General features: G+C 55.5%; 18 protein-coding genes. 10 read left to right on the top strand and 8 right to left on the bottom strand.

The window, feature by feature from the left end:
* Positions 1-27 precede the first annotated feature (27 nt).
* Complete coding sequence (locus HFD97_RS02670) at positions 28-1137, top strand: YcbX family protein (protein ID WP_167431040.1); 1110 nt, start codon at positions 28-30, stop codon at positions 1135-1137.
* On the opposite strand, the gene HFD97_RS02665 is transcribed toward HFD97_RS02670, so the two are convergent.
* The 4 genes from HFD97_RS02665 to HFD97_RS02650 form a co-directional block, all read right to left on the bottom strand.
* Positions 1138-1680: a cell division protein ZapC gene (locus HFD97_RS02665; RefSeq protein WP_009091060.1), complete on the bottom strand. Its 543-nt coding sequence runs from the start codon at positions 1678-1680 to the stop codon at positions 1138-1140.
* Between the two features lie 153 nt (positions 1681-1833).
* A complete protein-coding gene (gene pyrD, locus HFD97_RS02660; protein ID WP_111208088.1) occupies positions 1834-2844 on the bottom strand; it encodes a quinone-dependent dihydroorotate dehydrogenase in 1011 nt (336 codons plus the stop codon).
* A gap of 134 nt (positions 2845-2978) precedes the next feature.
* The gene (locus HFD97_RS02655; RefSeq protein WP_167431041.1) at positions 2979-4280 is read right to left on the bottom strand and encodes a flippase; all 1302 of its coding nucleotides are present in this window, start codon (positions 4278-4280) and stop codon (positions 2979-2981) included.
* A gap of 102 nt (positions 4281-4382) precedes the next feature.
* Positions 4383-5363: a glycosyltransferase family 2 protein gene (locus HFD97_RS02650; RefSeq protein ID WP_140028306.1), complete on the bottom strand. Its 981-nt coding sequence runs from the start codon at positions 5361-5363 to the stop codon at positions 4383-4385.
* A gap of 738 nt (positions 5364-6101) precedes the next feature.
* Between HFD97_RS02650 and ssuE the strand changes: the two genes are divergently transcribed.
* Genes ssuE through ssuB form a run of 5 tightly spaced genes read left to right on the top strand, consistent with a single transcriptional unit; the run spans position 6102 to position 10362 of the window.
* Positions 6102-6653 (top strand): NADPH-dependent FMN reductase, encoded by a 552-nt coding sequence (gene ssuE, locus HFD97_RS02645; protein ID WP_167431231.1) that lies wholly within the window; start codon positions 6102-6104, stop codon positions 6651-6653.
* Between the two features lie 10 nt (positions 6654-6663).
* Complete coding sequence (locus HFD97_RS02640) at positions 6664-7617, top strand: sulfonate ABC transporter substrate-binding protein (protein ID WP_009091067.1); 954 nt, start codon at positions 6664-6666, stop codon at positions 7615-7617.
* Positions 7618-7626: 9 nt separating this feature from the next.
* The gene (gene ssuD / locus HFD97_RS02635) at positions 7627-8775 is read left to right on the top strand and encodes an FMNH2-dependent alkanesulfonate monooxygenase (protein ID WP_111209024.1); all 1149 of its coding nucleotides are present in this window, start codon (positions 7627-7629) and stop codon (positions 8773-8775) included.
* A 10-nt stretch (positions 8776-8785) separates the two neighbouring features.
* Complete coding sequence (ssuC, locus tag HFD97_RS02630) at positions 8786-9577, top strand: aliphatic sulfonate ABC transporter permease SsuC (protein ID WP_058957440.1); 792 nt, start codon at positions 8786-8788, stop codon at positions 9575-9577.
* On the top strand, positions 9574-10362 hold the full coding sequence (ssuB, locus tag HFD97_RS02625) for an aliphatic sulfonates ABC transporter ATP-binding protein (RefSeq protein WP_167431042.1): 789 nt from the start codon (positions 9574-9576) through the stop codon (positions 10360-10362). Before ssuC ends, ssuB begins: the two co-directional genes overlap by 4 nt.
* A gap of 41 nt (positions 10363-10403) precedes the next feature.
* On the opposite strand, the gene pepN is transcribed toward ssuB, so the two are convergent.
* Positions 10404-13019, bottom strand: a complete 2616-nt coding sequence (gene pepN / locus HFD97_RS02620) for an aminopeptidase N (protein WP_167431043.1) — start codon at positions 13017-13019, stop codon at positions 10404-10406.
* Positions 13020-13262: 243 nt separating this feature from the next.
* Here pepN and pncB point away from each other — a divergent pair, with 243 nt between their 5' ends.
* The 4 genes from pncB to HFD97_RS02600 all read left to right on the top strand — a co-directional run bounded on the left by pncB (position 13263) and on the right by HFD97_RS02600 (position 18928).
* The gene (pncB, locus tag HFD97_RS02615; protein ID WP_167431044.1) at positions 13263-14468 is read left to right on the top strand and encodes a nicotinate phosphoribosyltransferase; all 1206 of its coding nucleotides are present in this window, start codon (positions 13263-13265) and stop codon (positions 14466-14468) included.
* Between the two features lie 158 nt (positions 14469-14626).
* Entirely contained in the window at positions 14627-16027 is a 1401-nt protein-coding gene (asnS, locus tag HFD97_RS02610; RefSeq protein WP_009091079.1) for an asparagine--tRNA ligase, read from the top strand.
* Between the two features lie 300 nt (positions 16028-16327).
* Positions 16328-17503, top strand: coding sequence for a porin OmpC (ompC, locus tag HFD97_RS02605; protein ID WP_280116905.1), 1176 nt, complete (start codon positions 16328-16330; stop codon positions 17501-17503).
* A 234-nt stretch (positions 17504-17737) separates the two neighbouring features.
* Complete coding sequence (locus tag HFD97_RS02600; protein WP_167431045.1) at positions 17738-18928, top strand: amino acid aminotransferase; 1191 nt, start codon at positions 17738-17740, stop codon at positions 18926-18928.
* 61 nt (positions 18929-18989) lie between these two features.
* Here the strand turns inward: HFD97_RS02600 and HFD97_RS02595 are convergent, their stop codons facing one another.
* The 3 genes from HFD97_RS02595 to ldtD all read right to left on the bottom strand — a co-directional run bounded on the left by HFD97_RS02595 (position 18990) and on the right by ldtD (position 22204).
* Complete coding sequence (locus HFD97_RS02595; protein ID WP_167431046.1) at positions 18990-19619, bottom strand: MBL fold metallo-hydrolase; 630 nt, start codon at positions 19617-19619, stop codon at positions 18990-18992.
* A gap of 39 nt (positions 19620-19658) precedes the next feature.
* Entirely contained in the window at positions 19659-20207 is a 549-nt protein-coding gene (locus tag HFD97_RS02590) for a YcbK family protein (protein ID WP_009091085.1), read from the bottom strand.
* A gap of 185 nt (positions 20208-20392) precedes the next feature.
* Positions 20393-22204 (bottom strand): L,D-transpeptidase, encoded by a 1812-nt coding sequence (gene ldtD / locus HFD97_RS02585; RefSeq protein ID WP_154927899.1) that lies wholly within the window; start codon positions 22202-22204, stop codon positions 20393-20395.
* Between the last annotated feature and the right edge of the window lie 40 nt (positions 22205-22244).

Here is a 22244-nt window from a genome sequence, read left to right as displayed (position 1 = left end):
TGCGCGTCGGGTTTCAAGGAGAACACCATGATCACGCTTTCCCGCTTATTTATTCATCCTGTGAAGTCGATGCGGGGGCTGGCGCTGTCACACGCCCGGGTTTCTGGCAGCGGGCTGGCTTTTGATCGTCTGTTTATGGTGACGGAACCTGACGGCACCTTTATTACCGCCCGGCAGCATCCGGAGATGGTGCGCTTTACACCCGCTATTTTACCTGAGGGGCTGTTACTGGAAGCGCCGGACGGCAGTCACATGCTTATCCGCTTCAGTGATTTCGGGGAACAGGAACACCCGACCGAGGTCTGGGGCAATCGCTTCAGCGCACGCATCGCCCCGCCCGCCATGAATCAGTGGCTGAGCCAGTTCTTTCCCCGTGACGTCCAGCTGCGCTGGGTCGGACCTGAACCCCGTCGCCGGGTCAAAGCATTTGACCATGTCCCGCTGAGTTTTGCCGATGGCTATCCGTTTTTGCTGGTGAACAGCGCCTCGCTGCATGACCTGCAACAGCGCTGCCCGGCCAGCGTACGTGCCGAACAGTTTCGTCCTAATCTGGTCGTGAGCGGCGCGGCTGCATGGGATGAAGACAGCTGGGCGGAGATCCAGATAGGTGAAGTCATCTTTGAAGTGCCGAAACCCTGCAGTCGCTGCGTGCTGACCACGGTCAGCCCCGAAACCGGACGCAAACATCCTGCCGGTCATCCGCTCGCCACTCTGCAGACGTTCCGCAGCGCCCAGGATGGCAGCGGGGATATCGATTTTGGCCTGAATCTGGTGGCCCGTAATCAGGGTATGGTACGTGCCGGTGACGAAATGGTGATCCTGAAGCGCCATGCTCCGCGCCTCTACGGTGCCGGAGAGGTCATTGAGACGCTGAAACCGCAGCCACAGGCCCCTGATGATGTGGCTATCACCTTTCAGGGACAGACCTTCCGCGGGGATAATCAGCAGGTGTTACTGGATCAGCTGGAAATGCAGGGATTTCGTATCCCCTACTCCTGTCGTGCGGGACTGTGCGGCAGCTGTAAGCTGAATCTGGTGTCGGGCGAAGTTAAAGCGCTGAAAAAAGGCGCCGTGCGTCAGGACGGAACGCTGCTGAGCTGCAGCTGTATTCCGGCAGGCGATGTCGAACTGAAGTAGTCAGACCGCGCGGGCATAGCGCGGCGCGACATCCTGATACCAGGGCTGCAGGCGGTCGTTCATCACCTTGATGGCATCGCCGAGCACCATATTTTTGCCGGCCAGCGTCAATGCAGGCTGAGCCAGCAGGCAGAGCGCCGCGTTACTGCCGCTTTCAACCACCAGCAGACGCGCCTGCGTTCCCTCTTCTGCCAGCGTAACCTGCACCATCTCACCGGGCCGCGGCTGCATAGCCGGGGCATACGCGGTGAAGTGCCAGCTTTTCGGCATCAGCGGTTTCAGGAAGCGCGCGGCGACCAGGGCATTCAGCACCAGTTCAGCGCGATGGCTGCCACTGAGTTTGCACTGACGGCAGGTCTCTTCAAAGGTGTAATAGAGGGCGGCATCATCAACACAGAAACCCGACTCTGAGAACGCATCGGGCGTGAGCATTTTGCGGGAATAGCGGGAGCGAAAAAGCATACCGTCTGCCAGGTCGAGCATCATTCGGTCGTGGCTGTTGTCAAAATACCAACGCCAGTTATCGTCGGGTTTAATGTTCATCGTCTGCCCTGTCTTTTACCGCTGCGCCATACGTCACGCAGAATTCAGCGAAAATAGAATATAAGGAAAAGCTGAAAAATCGTGCAACAGGACAAAATATAAACGAGCCGAGGGGATAAATAAACCCCCCGGCGAAGCATTGTGAGAATTGTCTTAGAGATGTGTGACGATATCTTTAATTAATCCTGGCCCCTGATAAATAAAGCCTGAATAGATCTGAACCAGCGTAGCCCCTGCCGCAATCTTTTCACGCGCAGCGGTCAGAGAATCAATGCCGCCTGCGCCGATAATCGGCAGGCGTCCCTGCAGTTCCTGTGAGAGGCGCTGAATGACCGCCGTGCTGCGCGACTGGACAGGCCGTCCGCTTAAGCCACCGGCTTCCTCAGCATGCTTAAGCCCCGTTACCAGGGAGCGATCGAGCGTGGTATTCGTCGCAATCACGCCATCAATCTGGTGACGTACTAAACTGTCCGCTACCTGAATTAACTCCTCTTCAGAGAGGTCCGGAGCAATTTTTACGGCCAGCGGAACATATTTGAGATGACGCTGTTCCAGCGCTTTTTGTTTCTGTTTAATGGCGGAAAGCAGATCATCCAGAGCCTCACCATATTGCAGTGAGCGCAGACCGGGAGTGTTAGGTGAGGAAATATTGATGGCGATATAACCGGCGTGGGCATACACCTTTTCCATGCAGATCAGGTAATCCTCTTTTCCCTGCTCAACCGGCGTATCTTTATTTTTGCCGATATTAATCCCCAGTACGCCGTTAAAACGCGCTTTTTTCACGTTTTCGACCAGGTGATCGACCCCCAGATTATTGAATCCCATGCGATTGATAATCCCGCCCGCTTCAACCAGTCGGAACATGCGCGGCTTATCATTGCCTGCCTGAGCGCGCGGCGTGACGGTGCCAACTTCAACAAACCCGAAGCCCATCGCCGCAAAGGCGTCAATGCACTCCGCGTTTTTATCCAGGCCCGCGGCCAGGCCAAGGGCATTTTTAAAGGTCAGTCCCATACAGGTGACCGGACGCGACGGCAGATTCTGGCGATAAAACCGTTCCAGCGGGGTGCCATTCATAAAGCGCAGTTGCTGAAAGGTGAGTTCGTGCGCGCGTTCGGGGTCGAGCTTAAACAGCGCCGGTCGGACGATAGGATAAAACATGCACTCTCCTGAAGGACGGAAGCAATCGTGAAAGTCGGTGCACGGGAAATTGTGCGCCAGAATGGTAAAGTGCTCTGGCGCAAAAGTAAATCGAAGGGCGGAAAGGCGGAAAATTAAGTGAGTTTGCTTTGATCTTACGCAGCGGAATCGTTTACGGGGCGATTTTCCACCTGAGAGGGAAAGAGATATTCCCGCAGGATACCGTGACGATGCATGATGCCAAAAATGCCGAGACAGACAAACGCTTCCGCACCCACCATCGACCATGCCGCGCCGATTGCGCCAAACTTCCAGGCCAGGAAACAGCAGAGCGGTACGTTAATCACCCCCGCCGCCATCATGACCCACATACGCTGGCGCGCCAGACCGTGTGGGATCAGGATCTGTAATCCGGCCGGATAGGCGATGTTGCCAAACAGGAAGCAGAGTACGAAGACGCGCAGCACATCCGCCGACGGAATAAAGTCTTTACCCAGTAAAATCGAGACGACCAGGTCAGCAAAAAACCAGGTAAAGATGACAATCGACAGACTCAGAGAGAATGAGAGCAGCAGACTTTTGCGTGTTGCGGCAATCGCGGCGCGTTTATCCCGGCCAAACAGGTGGCTGACGCGCGGAAAGAAGGCGCTCCCGATCTGCTCCGGCACGGAGTTTGCCGCTTTACGCAGGCGATCGGCACCGTTATAGATCCCCACTATATAGGTAGAGGTAAAGGTTGCCAGGATCACCACGTTGACGCTGTTAAACAGGTTGGCCCCGGCAATGGCAATAAAGACATCCATGCTGTCGGTGATGCGCTGTTTAATTTCACGCGGTTCAAAGCGGTAATGGCCAATGACTTTCATCTCCAGCACAAACTTCAGCGTTATCGCCGCACTGATCATGGAGACGACGCCAGGGATCAGCGCAGCCAGCCAGGTGTCCTGCGGAGATTTCACCAGCAAAAAGGTCAGCGGAATGGCGCAGAAGTTACCGAAGGTGGCGATAACTGCGGTTTTGCCCAGCTTCTCAAAGCCCTGCATCAGCCAGCCAAAGGAAAACAGCGAGCCAACCAGCGTCGTGCAGTTCGCCAGCACAATAAAGAACAGTGAGTGCCAGGCGGGATTAAACCAGGTGGCGGTGAGCAGCGTGCCACTGGTCAGCAGCAGCAGCATCAGCTTGGCGTTAAAAGTGGACCAGAAGAGCTGACTGACACGCTCCTTGTCGTCACGATGGTGAGCAATATCTTTAGTGGTAAAGACATTGAATCCCCAGTCGGAGATGGTACTGCAATAGAGCACGCAGGCGATCGCCAGCGCCAGCGTACCCATCTGTTCTACCCCCAGAACACGGGCCAGATAGGGCAGCGTAGCCAGCGGAAACAGAAACGACGCGCCGCGATACGCCAGCAGCGAAAAAATATTAATAATCAGACTTTTATCGAGTACTTTTGCCATGACGCAACAACCTTATACACATTGCATGTCTCACCTTCTCATTTCGCTAAGGCATAAACAATATCGCTTCAAATTTTTCAGAATCCGGCTGCTTTTGCAGGATCAGGCGGCACGACTGAGCTCTTTTTTAACCTTGTAATGCTGTAACGCAATAAAGAGTTCAGGGCGATTGAACAGTAGCCACTCCTTGACGTTTTCTGTTTTGACATTACGGCCCAGGAAGCGGATGGCATTCAGGACATATTCCGGCACGGGGGTGCCATTATAGAGTGACAGGTAGATCATCAGGCGAAACGAATGAACTAAATAGGCTTTCTCCAGCGAACTGCGCCAGGCGGATTTCGTGATCGAGCTGTTTAACGTACTGTAGGCGTGCATAAAAGCGTTATAACGCTGATAGAAAAACTCATTACTTTTGGTACTGTTGGTCAGCGAGCCATTACGGATACGCTGTTTATAATAAACCTGACGGCTGACCCAGGCCTGCTGGCTTTTTACAAACACGGAGAGCGTGAAGTTGTGATCTTCATGAACGCGTCCAACAAAGCGTAATTTATGCTGCTCAACAATTCGCTTACTGACGATATAACTCCAGGCCGCCGAGGTATATCTGCCGTTTCGCAGCAGATGCAAAAAGACCTCCTGCGATTTCTGCTGGCCAAAAATTTCGTGTCTGACTTTAGGTGAGGTGACATCAATCTGCCCATCCCGAAAAACGCAGGAGTTGAAACAGAACAGGTCGGTTTCCGGGTGCTGTTCCGCGACCGTCGCAAGTTCCGCCACCAGCCCATCAACCACGACATCATCCGGGTCGCAGAAAAAGAGGAACTGGCCTCTGGCCTGCTCAATGCCCACATCGCGAGCACGACCGGCGCCGCCGTTTTCCGTGGTAATTATTTTCACCTGGGAAAGATGCGCATAATTCTGTTCAAGTAAGGCCAGCGTTCCGTCGGTGGAGCCATCATTCACAATGAGAATTTCATTGGGAGATTTAACCTGGCGCAATAAGGAATCAACGCACTCGACAATATATTTCTCAACGTTGTAGGTTGGAATAATTACGGATAACAGGATGTCAGACATAGGTAATTCTCAGCTGTTAAAAATAACAAAACGATTCACCTGCCTGATGCAGGTCCTGACCAGAGGCGAAGCGATGAAAAGAGTGAGAGGCTGATATTCTGTTTCTTTGATTCAGCCCGATTATCTTAAACCGGCTTCGTAAAAAAAGACCAGTCGTAAAAAATATCTTAACGTTTCACAGGACTATCACTGTTAAAAGACGTGCATCAATATCCTGCTGCAATGTTAAAACCGTTGAGGATTGATTTAAAAATAGGTGATAAAGCAGACGTAACCAGATTCAGGAATCTGTAAGCGAACGTCTGAATCCGTGAAAAACGTCACCATTCCTTCATTTTTATTACACTCTGCCTTATGGCATAAATCCTAATAGCAGACGAAGGAAGCCCACCACCAGTCAGTTTCCGTGCTGCTTCTGACCCGGCCGCTGCGCTTAATGAGGTTATTGGTCACAATCAGAATGTTCAGGCAATCAGACGAGAGCGATTTTTTTCGGGCATCCCGCCTGTTTTTGCGATCTCGCATCACCCTCCTTAATGAATCGTTTCTCTGTTTGCCCTGAAATTAAGAATATTCGGAACGCTTACGGATGCGCGCCGGTTTCCGCCGCTTCTATTTGCAGTTTTTACGCTTACTTTGCCGGATAAATCATTTAAGCCCACTGCCCTGCTCTGACAGTATGAAGGCATAAGTTCTCAACATTTGATAATCAATAACTTTTAGTTATAAGGAGTGATGATGCGAGTTATTACGCTGGCAGGCAGCCCACGGTTCCCCTCCCGCTCAACTTCCCTGCTGACGTTGTGTCAGCACAAGCTGGAGGCGCGTGGCGTTGAAGTCATTCCCTGGAATATTCACAACTTTCAGCCTGACGATCTGATCAATGCGCGCTTTGATGCGCCTGCCCTGCTGGCATTACGCGAGGACCTGGCCTCAGCGGATGGGCTGATTGTGGCGACCCCGATCTATAAAGCCTCATTTTCGGGGGCGCTGAAGACCCTGCTTGACCTGCTGCCGGAACGCGCGCTGGAACATAAAGTGGTGCTGCCACTGGCCAGCGGCGGCAGTGCCGGTCATATGCTGGCGCTCGACTACGCCCTGAAGCCGGTTCTCAATGCCCTGAAGGCGCAGGAGATTCTGCACGGCGTTTATGCCGAGGATCATCAGGTGGTTCATTATGACCGGCAGCCTGAATTACAGGCCTCTCTGGCAGAGCGTCTGGATGAAGCGGTTTCCGCCTTCTGGCTGGCGCTGACCCGTCCCCACCACCCCGTTGCGCAAGCGGTTTAAGGAAAGAGCAATGAAGCAGAGATTAGGAAAGTGGCTGGTTGCGGGACTTCTGCTGGCGGGCCTTCAGGTTCAGGCCGCCGAATCCGATCCGGCTGAGATTCGTATCGGTTATCAGAAAGGCTCAGTCAGCATGGTGCTGGCAAAGTCGCATCAGTTACTGGAGAAGCGTTTTCCCCATACGCATATTAAGTGGGTCGAGTTCCCGGCGGGCCCTCAGATGCTGGAAGCGCTGAATGTGAACAGCATCGATCTCGGCAGCACCGGCGACCTTCCGCCACTGTTTGCGCAGGCCGCGGGCGCTGATCTGCTCTATGTAGGTTCTGAACCGCCGAAACCGAAATCAGAAGTGATTCTGGTGCCGAAAAACAGCCCCCTGAAACAGGTGGCGGATCTGAAAGGGAAAAAAGTCGCCTTCCAGAAAGGCTCCAGCTCGCACAATCTGCTGCTGCGCGCGCTGCAGCAGGCGGGACTCTCCTTTAACGATATTACGCCGGTCTATCTGACGCCCGCCGATGCCCGCGCCGCTTTCCAGCAGGGCAACGTTGATGCCTGGGCTATCTGGGACCCCTACTACTCCTCCGTGCTCCAGCAGGGTAACTCGCGCCTGCTGATCGACGGCAGCTCGCTCAACCTGACCGGCTCGTTCTATTTAGCGACCCGCAGCTATGCCGAAGCCCATGGCGCCTTTATTCAGCAGGTGCTCGACACGTTCAGTGCGGCCGATGCGCTCACCATCAGCCAGCGGCAGCAGAGTACAACCCTGCTGGCTCAGGCGATGGGCCTGCCCGAACCGGTTATCGCCAGCTATCTGGATCACCGGCCGCCGACCCGCATTTCACCGGTCAGTGCCGAAACGGCCGCCGCGCAGCAGCGCACCGCCGATCTCTTTTATGCCAATCATCTGTTGCCAGTCAAAGTGACGATTCAGGATCGTCTCTGGCATCCCCACACCGTCACGCAATAAGGAGCAACAATGAGCGTATCTGTTTTCTGGTTCCTGCCAACCCATGGCGACGGACACTATCTTGGCACGGCTGAAGGGGCGCGACCGGTTGATCATGCCTATCTGCAGCAGGTGGCGCAGGCCGCTGACCGTCTGGGCTTTGGCGGCGTCCTTATCCCGACCGGCCGCTCCTGTGAAGATGCCTGGCTGGTGGCCGCCTCGCTGATTCCGGTCACTCAGCGTCTGCGTTTTCTGGTGGCGCTGCGGCCGGGTGTGATTTCACCGACGCAGGCCGCCCGTCAGGCCGCCACCCTGGATCGCCTCTCTAACGGGCGGGCGCTGTTCAACCTGGTGACCGGCGGCGATCCGGAAGAGCTGGCGGGCGACGGGGTGTTCCTCGATCACCGCGAGCGTTACGCGGAGTCCGCCGAGTTTACCCGCGTCTGGCGTCGGGTCCTTGAGGGGGAAACCGTCGACTATGAAGGCAGGCATGTGCACGTTCGCGGGGCGCGACTGATGTTTAAACCGGTCCAGCAGCCTCGTCCGCCGCTCTGGTTTGGCGGCTCCTCAGAACCGGCGCAGGAGCTGGCCGCGGAGCAGGTTGATGTCTACCTCACCTGGGGCGAGCCGCCTGCGCAGGTCAAAGAGAAGATTGAGCAGGTGCGCGCGAAAGCGGCCGCTCAGGGCCGGACCGTGCGGTTCGGTATTCGTCTGCATGTGATTGTGCGAGAAACTAATGAAGAGGCCTGGCAGGCGGCTGACCGGCTGATTGCCAATGTGGATGACGCCACCATCGCCAAAGCGCAGGCGGCATTCCAGCGCGCCGATTCTGTCGGGCAGCGTCGCATGGCCGCGCTCCACGGGGGTCGCCGCGACAAGCTCGAAATCAGCCCGAACCTCTGGGCAGGTGTCGGTCTGGTGCGCAGCGGTGCCGGAACCGCGCTGGTGGGTGATGGCCCGACCGTTGCCGCCCGGATCAAAGAGTATGAAGCGCTGGGTATCGAGACCTTTATTCTGTCAGGCTACCCGCATCTGGAAGAGGCTTATCGCGTCGGGGAACTCCTGTTCCCGCATCTCGACCTGCAGGTGCCGCTGGTCCCGCAGCCTCGCGTCGTTCAGGCGCACGGTGAAGCGGTAGCCAACGATTTTACCCCTGAGAAAAAAGTCGCCCGGGGCTGAGGAGAGCAGAATGGCCAGAACCCGAAAACGTCTTGCCGATACGCTGGTGCCATGGCTGCTGCCTCTCCTGCTGATCGTGGTGTGGCAGATTGCCTCGCAAACCGGCTGGTTATCAACCCGCATTCTGCCCGCGCCGGAGAAAATCGTGACCACCTTCTGGCAGCTGACGGTCAGCGGCGAACTGTGGCAGCACCTGGCGATCAGCAGCTGGCGGGCGCTGGTCGGTTTCGCTATCGGCGGCTCCATCGGTCTGATACTTGGACTGATTACCGGCACCTCAAAAACCGGTGAGCGTCTGCTCGATACCTCGGTTCAGATGCTGCGCAACGTGCCGCATCTGGCCCTGATCCCGCTGGTGATCCTCTGGTTCGGTATTGATGAGTCGGCCAAGATTTTCCTGGTGGCGCTGGGCACGCTCTTCCCTATCTACCTCAACACCTATCACGGCATCCGCAATATTGACCGCGGGCTGGTTGAGATGGCCCGCAGCTACGGCCTCTCCGGCTGGAGTCTGTTTATCCAGGTGATCCTGCCCGGCGCGCTGCCGAATATCATGGTCGGCGTGCGTTTCGCCCTCGGCCTGATGTGGCTGACGCTGATCGTCGCGGAGACCATTTCCGCCAACGCCGGCATCGGCTATCTGGCGATGAATGCACGGGAATTTCTGCAGACGGATGTGGTGGTGGTCGCCATCATTCTCTACGCCCTGCTCGGTAAGCTGGCGGATGTCGCCGCGCTGCTGCTGGAGCGTGTCTGGCTGCGCTGGCATCCCGCTTATCAATTAAAGGAGGAGAACGCATGAGTTCGATTCTCTCACCGGCACGCCTCAACACCGGCACCCCGGTTGGCGTCAACGGCGTCAGCAAACAGTATGGCAACCGCACCATTCTCAATAAAATTGACCTGCATATCCCTTCCGGTCAGTTTGTGGCGGTCGTGGGCCGCAGCGGCTGTGGCAAAAGTACCCTGCTGCGCCTGCTGGCTGGACTGGAGCACTGCTCCAGCGGTGAGCTGCTGGCGGGCAATGCACCGTTGCAGTCGGCGCGCGACGATACCCGTCTGATGTTCCAGGATGCGCGACTGCTGCCGTGGAAAAAAGTGATCGATAACGTCGGCCTGGGGCTGCGCGGACGCGAATGGCGCAGCGCGGCGCGGGATGCGCTGGCGGCAGTCGGACTGGCCGATCGTGCTGATGAATGGCCTGCCGCGCTGTCGGGAGGCCAGAAACAGCGGGTTGCGCTGGCCCGGGCGCTGATCCATCGTCCCGGTCTGTTGCTGCTGGATGAGCCACTGGGGGCGCTGGATGCCCTGACCCGCATCGAAATGCAGGGACTGATTGAGTCGCTGTGGCAGCAGCATCACTTTACCGTGCTGCTGGTCACGCACGATGTCAGTGAGGCGGTTGTGATGGCGGATCGGGTGCTGTTGATTGAGGAGGGAGAGATCGGGCTGGATCTTCAGGTCGATTTGCCCAGGCCGCGACGCCGGGGATCGGCACGACTCGCCGAGCTGGAAGCGGAGGTGCTGGATCGGGTGATGCAGCGTACAGAGCGCACTCCACCGGTGCGACTGGCGCAGCAGCGCTAAAAAAAGGCGGAGGCCGTCTCAGACGCTCCGCCTTTTTATTATCAGGCGTTCAGCGCCCGGGTGATTTTCTCGTAGAGATCGCCAGAGAGTTTATCCAGCGTCAGCAGTTCTTCCAGCGCCTCGCGCATCATCGTCTGACGCGTTTCGTCATAGCGTTTCAGGCGAATCAGCGGCTCCACCATCCGTGCCGCCACCTGCGGATTACGGGTGTTGAGGTCAGTCAGCATCTCGACCAGAAACTTATAGCCGCTGCCATCTTTTGCATGGAAAGCAGCAGGGTTCGCGGAGGCAAAGGCACCCACCAGCGAGCGAACGCGGTTCGGGTTACTCATCGTGAAGGAGCGATGCGTCAGAAGCTGACGCACGTTGCGCATCACGTTGGCAGCCGGACTGGTCGCCTGCAGCACAAACCATTTGTCCATGACCAGACCATCCTGATGCCAGCGCTCATCATACGCCGCCAGCAGCGCATCGCGGCACGGCAGCTGCGCCGCCACAGCGGCAGAAAGAGCGGCCAGCGCATCAGTCATGTTGGTCGCCTGCTGATACTGCGCCTGCACCAGTTTGTCCGCCAGCTGCGCATCGCTGAAGGCGAGATAGGTCAGGCAGATATTTTTCAGGCTGCGCTGACCAATCGCCTCATGCTCCACGCGATACTCTGGCTGCTGATTGGCGTTGTAAATTGCAAAGAATTCATCGGCCAGTTCGCGCGCCAGCGTACGTTGCAACGCATCCCGCACCAGTGAGATGGCCTGCGGATCGATAACGTCAAACAGCTCGGCAATCTCATTTTCTGACGGCAGCGTCATGATCAGCGCGGTCAGTGCCGGGTCGCAGTCGGTATCAAGCAGCACTGCGCGGAATGCGTCGGCGACGTGCAGCGGCAGCGACAGATGCTGACCCTGCTGATAGCGGGCGACATTGAGGCGGATATAGGTAGCCAGCAGGCTCTGAGCCGCATCCCAGCGGGAGAAGTCGTTGCGGGCATGGCGCATCAGGAAGGTAAGCTGCGCGTCACTCCACTTATAGTCGAGCTTCACCGGCGCAGAGAATTCACGCAGCAGCGACGGCACTGGCTGGAAGTAGACGTTGTCGAAAATAAAGGTCTGGAACTCCTCGGTAACATTCAGCACATGATGTACCGGCTGACCATTATGCTGCAGCGGGATCACCTTGCCTTCACCATCATAGAGTTCGATATCCAGCGGAATGTGCAGCGGCAGCTTCTCTTTCTGGTCGGCGGTGGCTGGCGTGTGCTGGGTAACATGCAGAGTGTACTGTTCCAGCTCCGGATTATAGTCGTCACGGACCGTCAGGACCGGTGTACCCGACTGGCTGTACCAGCGGCGGAACTGCGACAGGTCGACGTTTGAAGCATCTTCCATCGCCTGAACAAAATCATCACAGGTTGCCGCGCTGCCGTCGTGGCGCTCAAAATAGAGCTGCATGCCTTTCTGGAAATTCTCCTCACCCAGCAGCGTGTGCATCATGCGGATCACTTCCGATCCCTTTTCATACACGGTCAGGGTGTAGAAGTTGTTCATTTCGATCACCTGATCCGGGCGGATCGGGTGCGCCATCGGGCTGGCATCTTCGGCGAACTGTGCACCACGAACGATGCGCACATTATCGATGCGGTTCACCGCGCGCGAGCCCAGATCGGAGCTGAACTCCTGATCGCGGAAGACCGTCAGCCCCTCTTTCAGGCTGAGCTGGAACCAGTCGCGGCAGGTCACACGGTTACCGGTCCAGTTATGGAAATATTCATGACCAATCACGGCTTCGATACCGAGATAATCTTTGTCGGTCGCGGTTTCAGCTTTGGCCAGCACATATTTGGCGTTAAAGACGTTGAGGCCTTTGTTTTCCATCGCCCCCATATTAAAGAAGTCCACTGCCACGATCATAAAGATGTCGAGGTCATACTCCAGACCGAAACGCTCCTCATCCCACTTCATACTGTTTTTCAGCGAGGTCATTGCCCAGTCAGCGCGGTCGAGATTGCCGCGGTCGACGAAGATCTCCAGCGCCACATCACGGCCTGAGCGGGTGGTAAAGCTGTCGCGCAGCACGTCGAAGTCGCCCGCCACCAGCGCAAAGAGATAGCAGGGTTTCGGGAACGGGTCCTGCCACTTCACCCAGTTGCGCCCCTGATCGTCCTGGCCGCCGTCGATCCGGTTACCGTTGGAGAGCAGGTAGGGATAGCGATTGCCGTCGGCATAAATGGTGGTAGTAAAACGCGCCAGCACATCCGGGCGATCGAGATACCAGGTAATATGACGGAAGCCTTCAGCTTCGCACTGGGTGCAGAGCGCCTCACCCGATTTGTACAGTCCTTCCAGCGCGGTGTTCTGATCCGGATGAATATCGTTGATGATTTTCAGGGTGAAGCTTTCCGGCAGCTGACTGATGACCAGCGCCCCCTCTTCTTCACGGAACGCCGTCCAGGGCTGCCCGTTGATTTCCAGCGCAATCAGCGTTAACGCCTCTCCGTCCAGGCGCAGCTCAGCCTGGCTGTCGCCCAGCCGTTTGACCTGGCTGATGGCCGTTACGCGGGTGGTCGACGCATCCAGTTCAAAGGTTAAATCGATGTCGGTGATGGTGTAATCAGGCGCACGATAGTCGTGGCGATACTTGATTTGGGGCTGTTGCGTCATATTCCGTCTCGCGTTGTTATAAGTTTACCGGCAAAGTCTAAGCTTGTTACAACAAGCTTGCCACGCACAATGCAGCTAAAGGGTGAAATGTCTACAGTTTGTTAACAAAGGCACAGATTGGCCTCGACCCGCCGGACTGAAATATGCTGTGATCGGCGTCAGATAGTGAATTATACTTTTGCGTCTTTATGACTGTGTACAACACCGGGCTCTGCGCCACCGAACAGGATGCTGAAACGCGCCATGACAGGACATGCTTCCCCGATACTGACCTCGCTGCTGGATACGGACGCCTATAAGCTCCATATGCAGCAGGCCGTTTTCCACCGCTACCACGACGTAACGGTGACGGCGGAGTTTCGCTGCCGCGGCGACGAACTGCTGGGTCTCTACGCTGACGAAATTCGTGACGCGATAACCGCAATGCAAAATCTGGCGCTGACTGAAGATGAAGCGACCTGGTTGTCTCATCTTCCCTTCTTTCGCGAAGATTACCTGAGCTGGCTTCGCCAGTTCCGCTACAAACCGGAGCAGGTTGAGGTGCGCAATCACCACGGCAAGCTGGACCTTCGTATTCAGGGGCCGTGGCGTGAAGTGATACTGTGGGAGGTGCCGCTGCTGGCGCTGATCAGCGAGATTGTGCATCGTAATCGCACACCGCAGGTCACCACTCTGCAGGCGATTGACCACCTGCATCATAAGCTCAGCGACTTTAACGCGCAGGTGGCCGACCTCGACATGTCACGCTTCCGCCTGATGGATTTCGGCACCCGCCGTCGCTATTCACAGGATGTGCAGCAGTCGATTGTCGCAACGCTGAAACAGGATTTCCCCTGGCTGATTGGTACCAGTAACTATGACCTGGCGCGCCGCCTGTCACTCACGCCAGTGGGAACCCAGGCGCACGAGTGGTTTCAGGCGTTCCAGCAGATTAGTCCCGTTCTGGCGAACAGCCAGCGGGCAGCACTTCAGGCGTGGCTGGATGAGTATGACGACCAGCTGGGTATTGCGCTGACCGACTGTATCGCCATGGATGCGTTCCTGCGCGACTTTGGCCCGGTGTTCGCCCGCCGTTATCAGGGTCTGCGCCACGATTCCGGCGATCCGGTTGAGTGGGGTGAGAAAGCGCTCGCCCACTATCAGAAGCTGGGTATCGATCCCTTAAGCAAAAATCTGGTCTTTTCTGACAATCTGAATCTCGACAAGGCGCTGGCGCTTTACCGCCATTTTGGTCAGCGAACGAATGTGGTTTTCGGTATCGGGACCCGCCTGACCTGCGATATTCCGGGCGTCACGCCACTGAATATCGTCATCAAACTGGTGCAGTGCAACGGTAAACCGGTGGCGAAACTCTCCGACAGCCCGGGTAAAACGATCTGTCAGGACAAAGCTTTTGTCAGAGCGCTGCGTAAAGCCTTTGACCTGCCGCTGGTGAAAAAAGCGAGTTAAATCCCCTCTTATCGGGGCGTCAATACGCCCCGCCTCTGCTGTAATAAATCTGTTTTCAGCCTGAATTTTGCTTGTTTCCTGAAGACTCGCAAGTAACATAGCAAAACCCCGGATGGGGCAACTTTTTTTACTCACTTCTTCTATATAGAGAGATATTTATGAGCGTAGTGCCTGTAGCGGACGTACTGCACGGTCGCGTCGCGGTTGACAGTGAAGTCACCGTACGTGGTTGGGTGCGTACCCGAAGAGATTCCAAAGCCGGTCTTTCCTTCATCGCCGTGTATGACGGCTCCTGCTTTAATCCCGTTCAGGCTGTCGTCAATAATTCTCTGAATAATTATCAGGATGAAGTGCTGCGTCTGACCACGGGCTGTTCGGTTATCGTCACCGGTAAAGTGGTGGCTTCGCCGGGCCAGGGCCAGGCGTTTGAGATTCAGGCGACCCATCTGGAAGTGGTGGGTTGGGTGGAAGATCCGGACAGCTACCCGATGGCGGCTAAGCGCCACAGCATTGAGTATCTGCGTGAAGTGGCTCACCTGCGTCCGCGCACCAACCTGATTGGCGCGGTTGCCCGCGTCCGCCATACTCTGGCGCAGGCGCTGCACCGTTTCTTCCATGAAAATGGCTATTTCTGGGTCTCCACCCCGCTGATCACGGCGTCAGACACCGAAGGCGCAGGCGAGATGTTCCGCGTTTCGACGCTGGATCTGGAAAACCTGCCGCGTGACGATCAGGGCAAAGTCGATTTCGCTGAAGATTTCTTTGGCAAAGAGGCGTTCCTGACCGTATCAGGTCAGCTGAACGGTGAAACCTATGCCAGCGCCCTGTCGAAGATTTACACCTTTGGTCCGACCTTCCGCGCCGAAAACTCTAACACCAGCCGTCACCTGGCGGAATTCTGGATGCTGGAGCCGGAAATTGCGTTTGCTTCGCTGGATGATGCCGCAGCACTGGCCGAAGCCATGCTGAAATATGTCTTTAACGCGGTGCTGGAAGAGCGCGCTGACGACATGGCCTTCTTTGCTGAGCGTGTCGATAAAGAGGCTGTTGAGCGCCTGCAGCGTTTCATCACCACCGATTTTGCTCAGGTCGACTACACCGATGCGATTGAAATCCTGAAGAACTGCGGTCAGACCTTCGAGAACCCGGTGTCCTGGGGTATCGACCTCTCCTCTGAACACGAGCGTTATCTGGCAGAGAAACACTTCAAAGCGCCAGTGGTCGTGAAAAACTATCCGAAAGATATTAAGGCGTTCTATATGCGCCTGAATGAAGATGGTAAAACCGTGGCGGCGATGGACGTTCTGGCGCCGGGCATTGGTGAGATCATCGGCGGTTCACAGCGTGAAGAGCGTCTGGATGTACTTGATGCGCGTCTGGAAGAGATGGGGCTGAATAAAGAGGATTACTGGTGGTATCGTGACCTGCGTCGCTATGGCACCGTTCCGCATTCTGGCTTTGGTCTTGGCTTTGAACGTTTAATCGCCTATGTCACCGGCGTACAAAATGTCAGGGACGTTATCCCCTTCCCACGCACCCCACGTAATGCGAGTTTCTGACATTCGGCATTAAATATAAGAAAATCATATATATAAAGAGGTCGGCACTGCCGGCCTTTTTTTATTTTTGTAAATTTTGAGTTCTCTCACAAAGTTCCGTCTTTTTTACATTTTGTAATACATATTTTCCTTTAGAAACCAGATTACGAGTTTAGTAGCATTTTCGCGCTAGAATTACGGCGGGGGGGATGGAAAGATGCGTGCAGACACAGGAAGACACCAAACTTCGTTGAGGGTTCTGTAAAGATTTCCTTACGGCAGTGGCAGGTGTACAAATAACTCCAATGAGGGTAATGAATAATGATGAAGCGCAATATTCTGGCAGTGGTTATCCCTGCTCTGTTAGCCGCCGGCGCAGCCAATGCTGCAGAAATCTATAACAAAGACGGCAACAAACTGGACCTGTACGGTAAAGCTGTTGGCCTGCATTACTTCTCTGATAATGATGCACCAAATGGCGATGGCAATAACGGCGACAAATCTTACGTTCGTTTTGGCTTTAAGGGCGAAACTCAGATTAATGACCAGCTGACCGGTTACGGCCAGTGGGAATACAACATTCAGGCGAACAACTCTGAAGGTTCTGACGCACAGAATGGCAACAAAACCCGTCTGGGCTTTGCTGGTCTGAAATTCGGCGATGCGGGTTCAATCGACTACGGCCGTAACTACGGTGTGGTTTATGATGCAATTGGCTGGACCGATATGCTGCCAGAATTCGGTGGCGACTCAGGATACTCAGATAACTTCATGAATGGTCGTAGCACCGGTCTGCTGACTTACCGCAACACCAACTTCTTTGGCCTGGTAGATGGCTGGGACTTCGCTGTTCAGTATCAGGGCAAAAACGAACGTGACTCAATTCGTCGTTCTAACGGCGACGGCTACGGTGTGTCAACCTCTTATACCTCACCAATCGGTCTGGGTATCGTTGGTGCATATAGCAGCAGTGACCGTACCAATGCTCAGGCAGCCGGTGCACAGACTACTGTCACTCCTTCCGAAGCGAATGGCGGCGGTGATGCAACGACCACTGTTACCGGTCAGGGCGCGGGTAAACGCGCTGAAAACTGGGCAACTGCTCTGAAGTACGATGCAAACAACATTTACCTGGCTGCAATGTACGGTGAGACACGTAACTCAACCCCAGTCACTGCTACCGGTACTCTGGCTAACGGTAACACCTTCTCCACAACTGGCTTCGTAAACAAAGCACAGAACATTGAACTGGTTGCACAGTATCAGTTCGACTTCGGTCTGCGTCCATCCATTGCCTACGTTCAGTCTAAAGGCAAGGACATCGAAGGCGTGGGCGATGCTGACCTGGTTAAATACATTGACGTCGGCGCAACTTATTACTTCAACAAAAACATGTCTACCTATGTGGACTATCAGATCAACCAGCTGGATGACAACAACCGTCTGGGTCTGAACTCTGATGACACTGTAGCAGTAGGCCTGGTTTACCAGTTCTAATCCTGCTTTAAACATGTTGAAAAACGGGGCCACGGCCCCGTTTTTTTATGGTTGTTAATTACAACCTCTGCACTTCTTAACCCCCCTTCCGCTCCGCGTTAACGTCTTTATCTCACCGTCGTGCAATCCGCACCGCAAAATAGAGGATTTTGATTCGCAAACGGTTGGCATTTGCCTGGCCGGACGTTAACCTGAGAGCCCTCTTGCAAACGTTCACGCTAATGGACCTGACACATGTTTGAATCGATCTCTGCTGCACCCGCCGATCCTATCCTCGGGCTCGCCGATCTGTTTCGTGCTGATGACCGCCCTGAAAAAATCAATCTGGGTATCGGCGTCTATAAAGACGAAACCGGCAAGACTCCGGTGCTGACCAGTGTTAAAAAGGCTGAGCAGTATCTGCTGGAAAACGAAACCACCAAAAACTATCTCAGGATTGATGGTCTGGCGGATTTCGCGCGCTGCACGCAGGCCCTGCTGTTCGGCAATGACAGCCCACTGATTAGCGCGCGCCGTGCACGTACGGCACAGACGCCAGGTGGCACAGGCGCGCTGCGCATTGCGGCAGATTTTCTGGCCACGCAGACGGCGGTAAAACGGGTCTGGATCAGCAATCCCAGCTGGCCGAATCATAAAAATGTGTTCAATGCTGCCGGTCTTGAGGTGTGTGAATATCACTATTATGACGCAGCAAACCATACGCTTGATTTTGAGGGAATGCTGGCGTCGCTGAGTCAGGTTCAGCCTGGCGATGTGGTGCTTTTCCACGGCTGCTGCCATAACCCGACCGGTATCGATCCGACAGCGGAGCAGTGGCAGAAGCTGGCAGAGATCTCACAGGCAAATGGCTGGCTACCGCTGTTCGACTTCGCTTACCAGGGCTTTGCCCGTGGTCTGGACGAAGATGCCGAAGGCCTGCGTATTTTCGCCGCGTCACATCAGGAGCTGATCGTCGCCAGCTCATACTCGAAGAATTTTGGTCTCTACAATGAGCGCGTGGGGGCCATCACGCTGGTAGCGGCCGACGCCGGCGTAGCAGAAACCGCATTCAGTCAGGTGAAATACACCATTCGTGCCAACTACTCCAATCCCCCGGCGCATGGTGCGGCCGTCGTCGCGACGATTCTGAGTAACGACGCGCTGCGGACCATCTGGGAGCAGGAGCTGTCGGACATGCGTCAGCGCATTCAGCGTATGCGTCAGCTGTTTGTTAACACGCTGGCAGAGAAAGGTGCGCAGCGTGACTTCAGCTTTATCATTAAGCAAAACGGCATGTTCTCATTCAGCGGCTTAACCAAAGAGCAGGTTATTCGCCTGCGTGAAGAGTTCGCTGTGTATGCCGTTAACTCTGGCCGCGTGAATGTGGCGGGCATGACGCCGGACAACATGTCGGCGCTGTGCGAAGCGATTGTCGCGGTGCTCTGAGGCAGGCGATAAACAAAAATGGGCCTGAGGGCCCATTTTTTATGGCAGCAAAAGGTCTGATTTACTGCAGGAAAGGATTGCTGATGCGTTCCTGTCCCAGTGTGGAGATCGGGCCGTGACCGGGCAGAAAAGTCACATCATCGCCTAGCGGCAGTAATTTAGTGTGAATCGCCTTAATTAACTGCTGATGATCGCCCTGCGGGAAGTCTGTTCGTCCCACGCCGCCATTAAAAATCACATCACCTGAAATCAGCAGCTTTCCGGGACGGTCAAAGAAAACCACATGACCAGGTGAATGGCCCGGGCAGTGCAGGACCTCCAGCGTAGTCAGCCCGACCTGCACACTCTCCCCCTCCTCCAGCCAGCGATCCGGCGTGAAAGGGGCGCACTCTTCCAGTCCGAACATCCGGCTCTGCGTGGGCAGCGCCTCCAGCCAGAAAGCATCCCGCTTTTGTGGCCCGACAATAGGGATCTGATAGTAAGCCGCCAGTTCGACCGCGCCTCCGACGTGATCGAGATGCCCATGGGTCAGCAGAATCTGAGCGGGTCTGAGTCTGAGCTGTTCCAGCGTTTGTTTGATCAGATCGGCATCGCCGCCTGGATCGACCAGAGCCGCTTCACGGGTGGTGTCGCACCAGATAACGGAACAGTTCTGGGCAAAGGCTGTAACAGGAATAATGTGGTAGTTCATAACGCTCCATGACCGGCTCACGCAGCGTCGCCGGTGTCGTTACCAGTGCCTGATCGGACCGGTATCAATATGTACAAAGTTACTGCGGGGATAATATCCTACACCACCCGCACGCAGAGATAACGCCGCTTTACGTACATTGGCTAATGAAACCCCTTCAATATGGAAATCCATCGCCTGGCCTTTGGTGTGATAGCTATGCTTCGCGACTCCCGGACCGCTCTCACGTAACATATTGTTGGTCGCCAGTGAACGGTAGCCCGAGACCAGCTGGACAGGTTTGCGCGTACCGAGCAGTGCCTGCAGGCGGAAAATCTGATCGAAGAGGTGCGGATCAATGCTTTTCACTTTATTGGCGCGGTAGTCACGGAAAAAGTGATTTAATCGTGTCAACTCATCCTTGTCGTAACTCTTACCATTAAAAAATTCAGTTTTAAGGGTTTCACCGGTGTGAAGATTGTTAAGCATCAATACACGCGGGCGAGATGTTGAAAGCGAAGCCCTTGCAGAAGCGGGCAATAATGCCAGTCCAGCGGCGGCACTACCGCAAAGCAGCAGGTTGCGACGAAAAGAATCAATAGTAGACATGTAGCGGTTTACCTGAGAGTGAAGCCATAGAAATGTGCAAAAAGCGCACAGGCCGAACCATAACTTTCTCTCAGGTAAGCGTCAACCCATCTGGGGCGTGTTTGAGAGGCGATTCCCGAAGGAATCGCCCTCAGAGGATATTTCTTACGGTGCCAGGTGCGCCGCTAACGATTTAAAATCAATCACTAGAGCAATAACTGTTTGGCCCGGCTCAGTGCCTGACTGCCCGAACGGGCGGTGTCATCATAATTGTAAATATCTGTTCGGAACTGCGGCTTGCCATCATCAGCAACCCAGGCCGTAAGGTAATAGAGATTGACCGGGATGCGATGGCGAATCGGCACATAACGGGTATCCCCCTCTTTCAGGGTGCTGGAAATACGGGAGTCGTTCCAGCCTGCATCCTGCAGTAACAACCCGGCCAGTTCTGATGCCTTATTCACACGCACGCAGCCTGAGCTGAGTGCACGAATATCACGCTGAAACAGGTTATGGTTTGGCGTGTCATGCAGATAGATGGCATCCGAACTAGGCATGTTGAATTTGTATCGGCCCAGCGCATTCGTCTGACCCGGAGCCTGAATCATCCGGTAAGGGAAGGATGCAGCGGAAACCATGCGCCAGTCGATCATGCTGGGATCGATCACTTCAGCATCAGCACTCCAGCCCGACAGCAGGGTATAACCGTGCTTGTAGAGATAGGTGGGGTCCTGTTTCACTTTAGGGATGATATCTTTGCGCACCAGCGTCGTCGGCACATTCCACGGCGGATTGAGCACCACATTATTGAGCGCGCTGCGCATCAGTGGTGTTTTACGATCGGGACGCCCGACAATGACCCGGGAAGAGAGGATCTTGTTGCCGTTGTTGTAATAGATCAGCGAGTAGTTGGCGATGTTGACCATAATGCCGTTGTGCATATCATCCGGCAGCAGGCGCAGTCGCTGAATATTCAGCGCCAGTAACGAAGCGCGCATCTGGGGTGAGACGTTCAGCCACTGCCGCGTTCTGGCACCGATAGCGCCATCGCCATCCAGTCCCTGCCACTGCTGAAAACGTTTGACCGCCGCCACCAGCGTCTCGTCATAGACATTGGCGGTGTTGCCTTCCAGCGTCTGGCTCTGAACGTTGCCGGGTGACTGCGGCGATGGCGCAGGCAGATCGTTGACCGGCGTAGCGGAAGGACTCACTGCCACCGGCTGATCGCTGTGGGTTACCGGTGAAGGAGCGACCGGCACGGCATCATCATCCGGAGCCGGTGCGTTGCTCTGTGCGGTCAGCATGCCGCTGCGCTGCAGAATTTCACGCAGTGCGGGGACATCGTCACTGACCTGCCCCGGACGCAGCGTTTCGCTGTTCTTCAGCTGCGGCCAGGGCTGTTTATCACTGAGCAGCGCTTTCAGCGCAGCGTGCATCGGCTGATACTGAGGATGCTGCGGCTGCAGGGAAGCAACAAACGTACTGCTCGCGCCCGCATTGACCGCATTCTGCCACTGATTTACCACGGCCACCGACGGCTGTGTCAGCCTGTAGGGAACATTACTGTAGAGCCAGGTTTCCCCCTGCGTCGGCACGTTAGAGACAAACTGCAGGTAGCCCAGCATGGCGTCGGAGAGGGTCACGTCACGGGCAAAGCCGGTGATAGCCGGGTTAGTCAGACGGTCAACCCAGCGCGTGAACTGCGGCTGGACGCCAGAGAGCGCCACCTCAGCCAGCTGCTGCTGAAACTTCTGAACCGCCTGCTCATCCTGCCAGAGCGGCTGCATGTGGCGGGACGCATACAGCGTCGCCAGCGGCGCAAGATAAAATGGCTGATCGGCGCTGGAAAACGCCTGGCGGATACGTTGCTGACTGTCGGAAACCGAAACTGACGCGTGCGCGGTGCCGGGCATCGCGGCGATAACAGCGGCCTGTGGTAGCGTAAATGGAACAACCGTTAGCGCCAGCGCTAACAATGATATAACACGATGATGATTAACCTTTTTTGCCAGCAACATCCCTGCCCCCTTATCTTCTTAACTGCGCAGCGTTCCCTGT

The organism is Pantoea sp. EKM103V (assembly GCF_011800365.1).
Taxonomy (GTDB): Bacteria; Pseudomonadota; Gammaproteobacteria; order Enterobacterales; family Enterobacteriaceae; genus Pantoea; species Pantoea anthophila.
Note: the sequence above shows the minus strand (reverse complement) of the source record. Positions and strands in the feature narration are given on the sequence as shown.

What these genes read in the sequence shown, in the direction of transcription:
- HFD97_RS02670 (WP_167431040.1), top strand. Translation starts at nt 28, where the DNA reads ATGATCACGCTTTCCCGCTTATTTATTCATCCTGTGAAGTCGATGCGG.
- HFD97_RS02665 (WP_009091060.1), bottom strand. Translation starts at nt 1,680, where the DNA reads ATGAACATTAAACCCGACGATAACTGGCGTTGGTATTTTGACAACAGC.
- pyrD (WP_111208088.1), bottom strand. Translation starts at nt 2,844, where the DNA reads ATGTTTTATCCTATCGTCCGACCGGCGCTGTTTAAGCTCGACCCCGAA.
- HFD97_RS02655 (WP_167431041.1), bottom strand. Translation starts at nt 4,280, where the DNA reads ATGGCAAAAGTACTCGATAAAAGTCTGATTATTAATATTTTTTCGCTG.
- HFD97_RS02650 (WP_140028306.1), bottom strand. Translation starts at nt 5,363, where the DNA reads ATGTCTGACATCCTGTTATCCGTAATTATTCCAACCTACAACGTTGAG.
- ssuE (WP_167431231.1), top strand. Translation starts at nt 6,102, where the DNA reads ATGCGAGTTATTACGCTGGCAGGCAGCCCACGGTTCCCCTCCCGCTCA.
- HFD97_RS02640 (WP_009091067.1), top strand. Translation starts at nt 6,664, where the DNA reads ATGAAGCAGAGATTAGGAAAGTGGCTGGTTGCGGGACTTCTGCTGGCG.
- ssuD (WP_111209024.1), top strand. Translation starts at nt 7,627, where the DNA reads ATGAGCGTATCTGTTTTCTGGTTCCTGCCAACCCATGGCGACGGACAC.
- ssuC (WP_058957440.1), top strand. Translation starts at nt 8,786, where the DNA reads ATGGCCAGAACCCGAAAACGTCTTGCCGATACGCTGGTGCCATGGCTG.
- ssuB (WP_167431042.1), top strand. Translation starts at nt 9,574, where the DNA reads ATGAGTTCGATTCTCTCACCGGCACGCCTCAACACCGGCACCCCGGTT.
- pepN (WP_167431043.1), bottom strand. Translation starts at nt 13,019, where the DNA reads ATGACGCAACAGCCCCAAATCAAGTATCGCCACGACTATCGTGCGCCT.
- pncB (WP_167431044.1), top strand. Translation starts at nt 13,263, where the DNA reads ATGACAGGACATGCTTCCCCGATACTGACCTCGCTGCTGGATACGGAC.
- asnS (WP_009091079.1), top strand. Translation starts at nt 14,627, where the DNA reads ATGAGCGTAGTGCCTGTAGCGGACGTACTGCACGGTCGCGTCGCGGTT.
- ompC (WP_280116905.1), top strand. Translation starts at nt 16,328, where the DNA reads ATGATGAAGCGCAATATTCTGGCAGTGGTTATCCCTGCTCTGTTAGCC.
- HFD97_RS02600 (WP_167431045.1), top strand. Translation starts at nt 17,738, where the DNA reads ATGTTTGAATCGATCTCTGCTGCACCCGCCGATCCTATCCTCGGGCTC.
- HFD97_RS02595 (WP_167431046.1), bottom strand. Translation starts at nt 19,619, where the DNA reads ATGAACTACCACATTATTCCTGTTACAGCCTTTGCCCAGAACTGTTCC.
- HFD97_RS02590 (WP_009091085.1), bottom strand. Translation starts at nt 20,207, where the DNA reads ATGTCTACTATTGATTCTTTTCGTCGCAACCTGCTGCTTTGCGGTAGT.
- ldtD (WP_154927899.1), bottom strand. Translation starts at nt 22,204, where the DNA reads ATGTTGCTGGCAAAAAAGGTTAATCATCATCGTGTTATATCATTGTTA.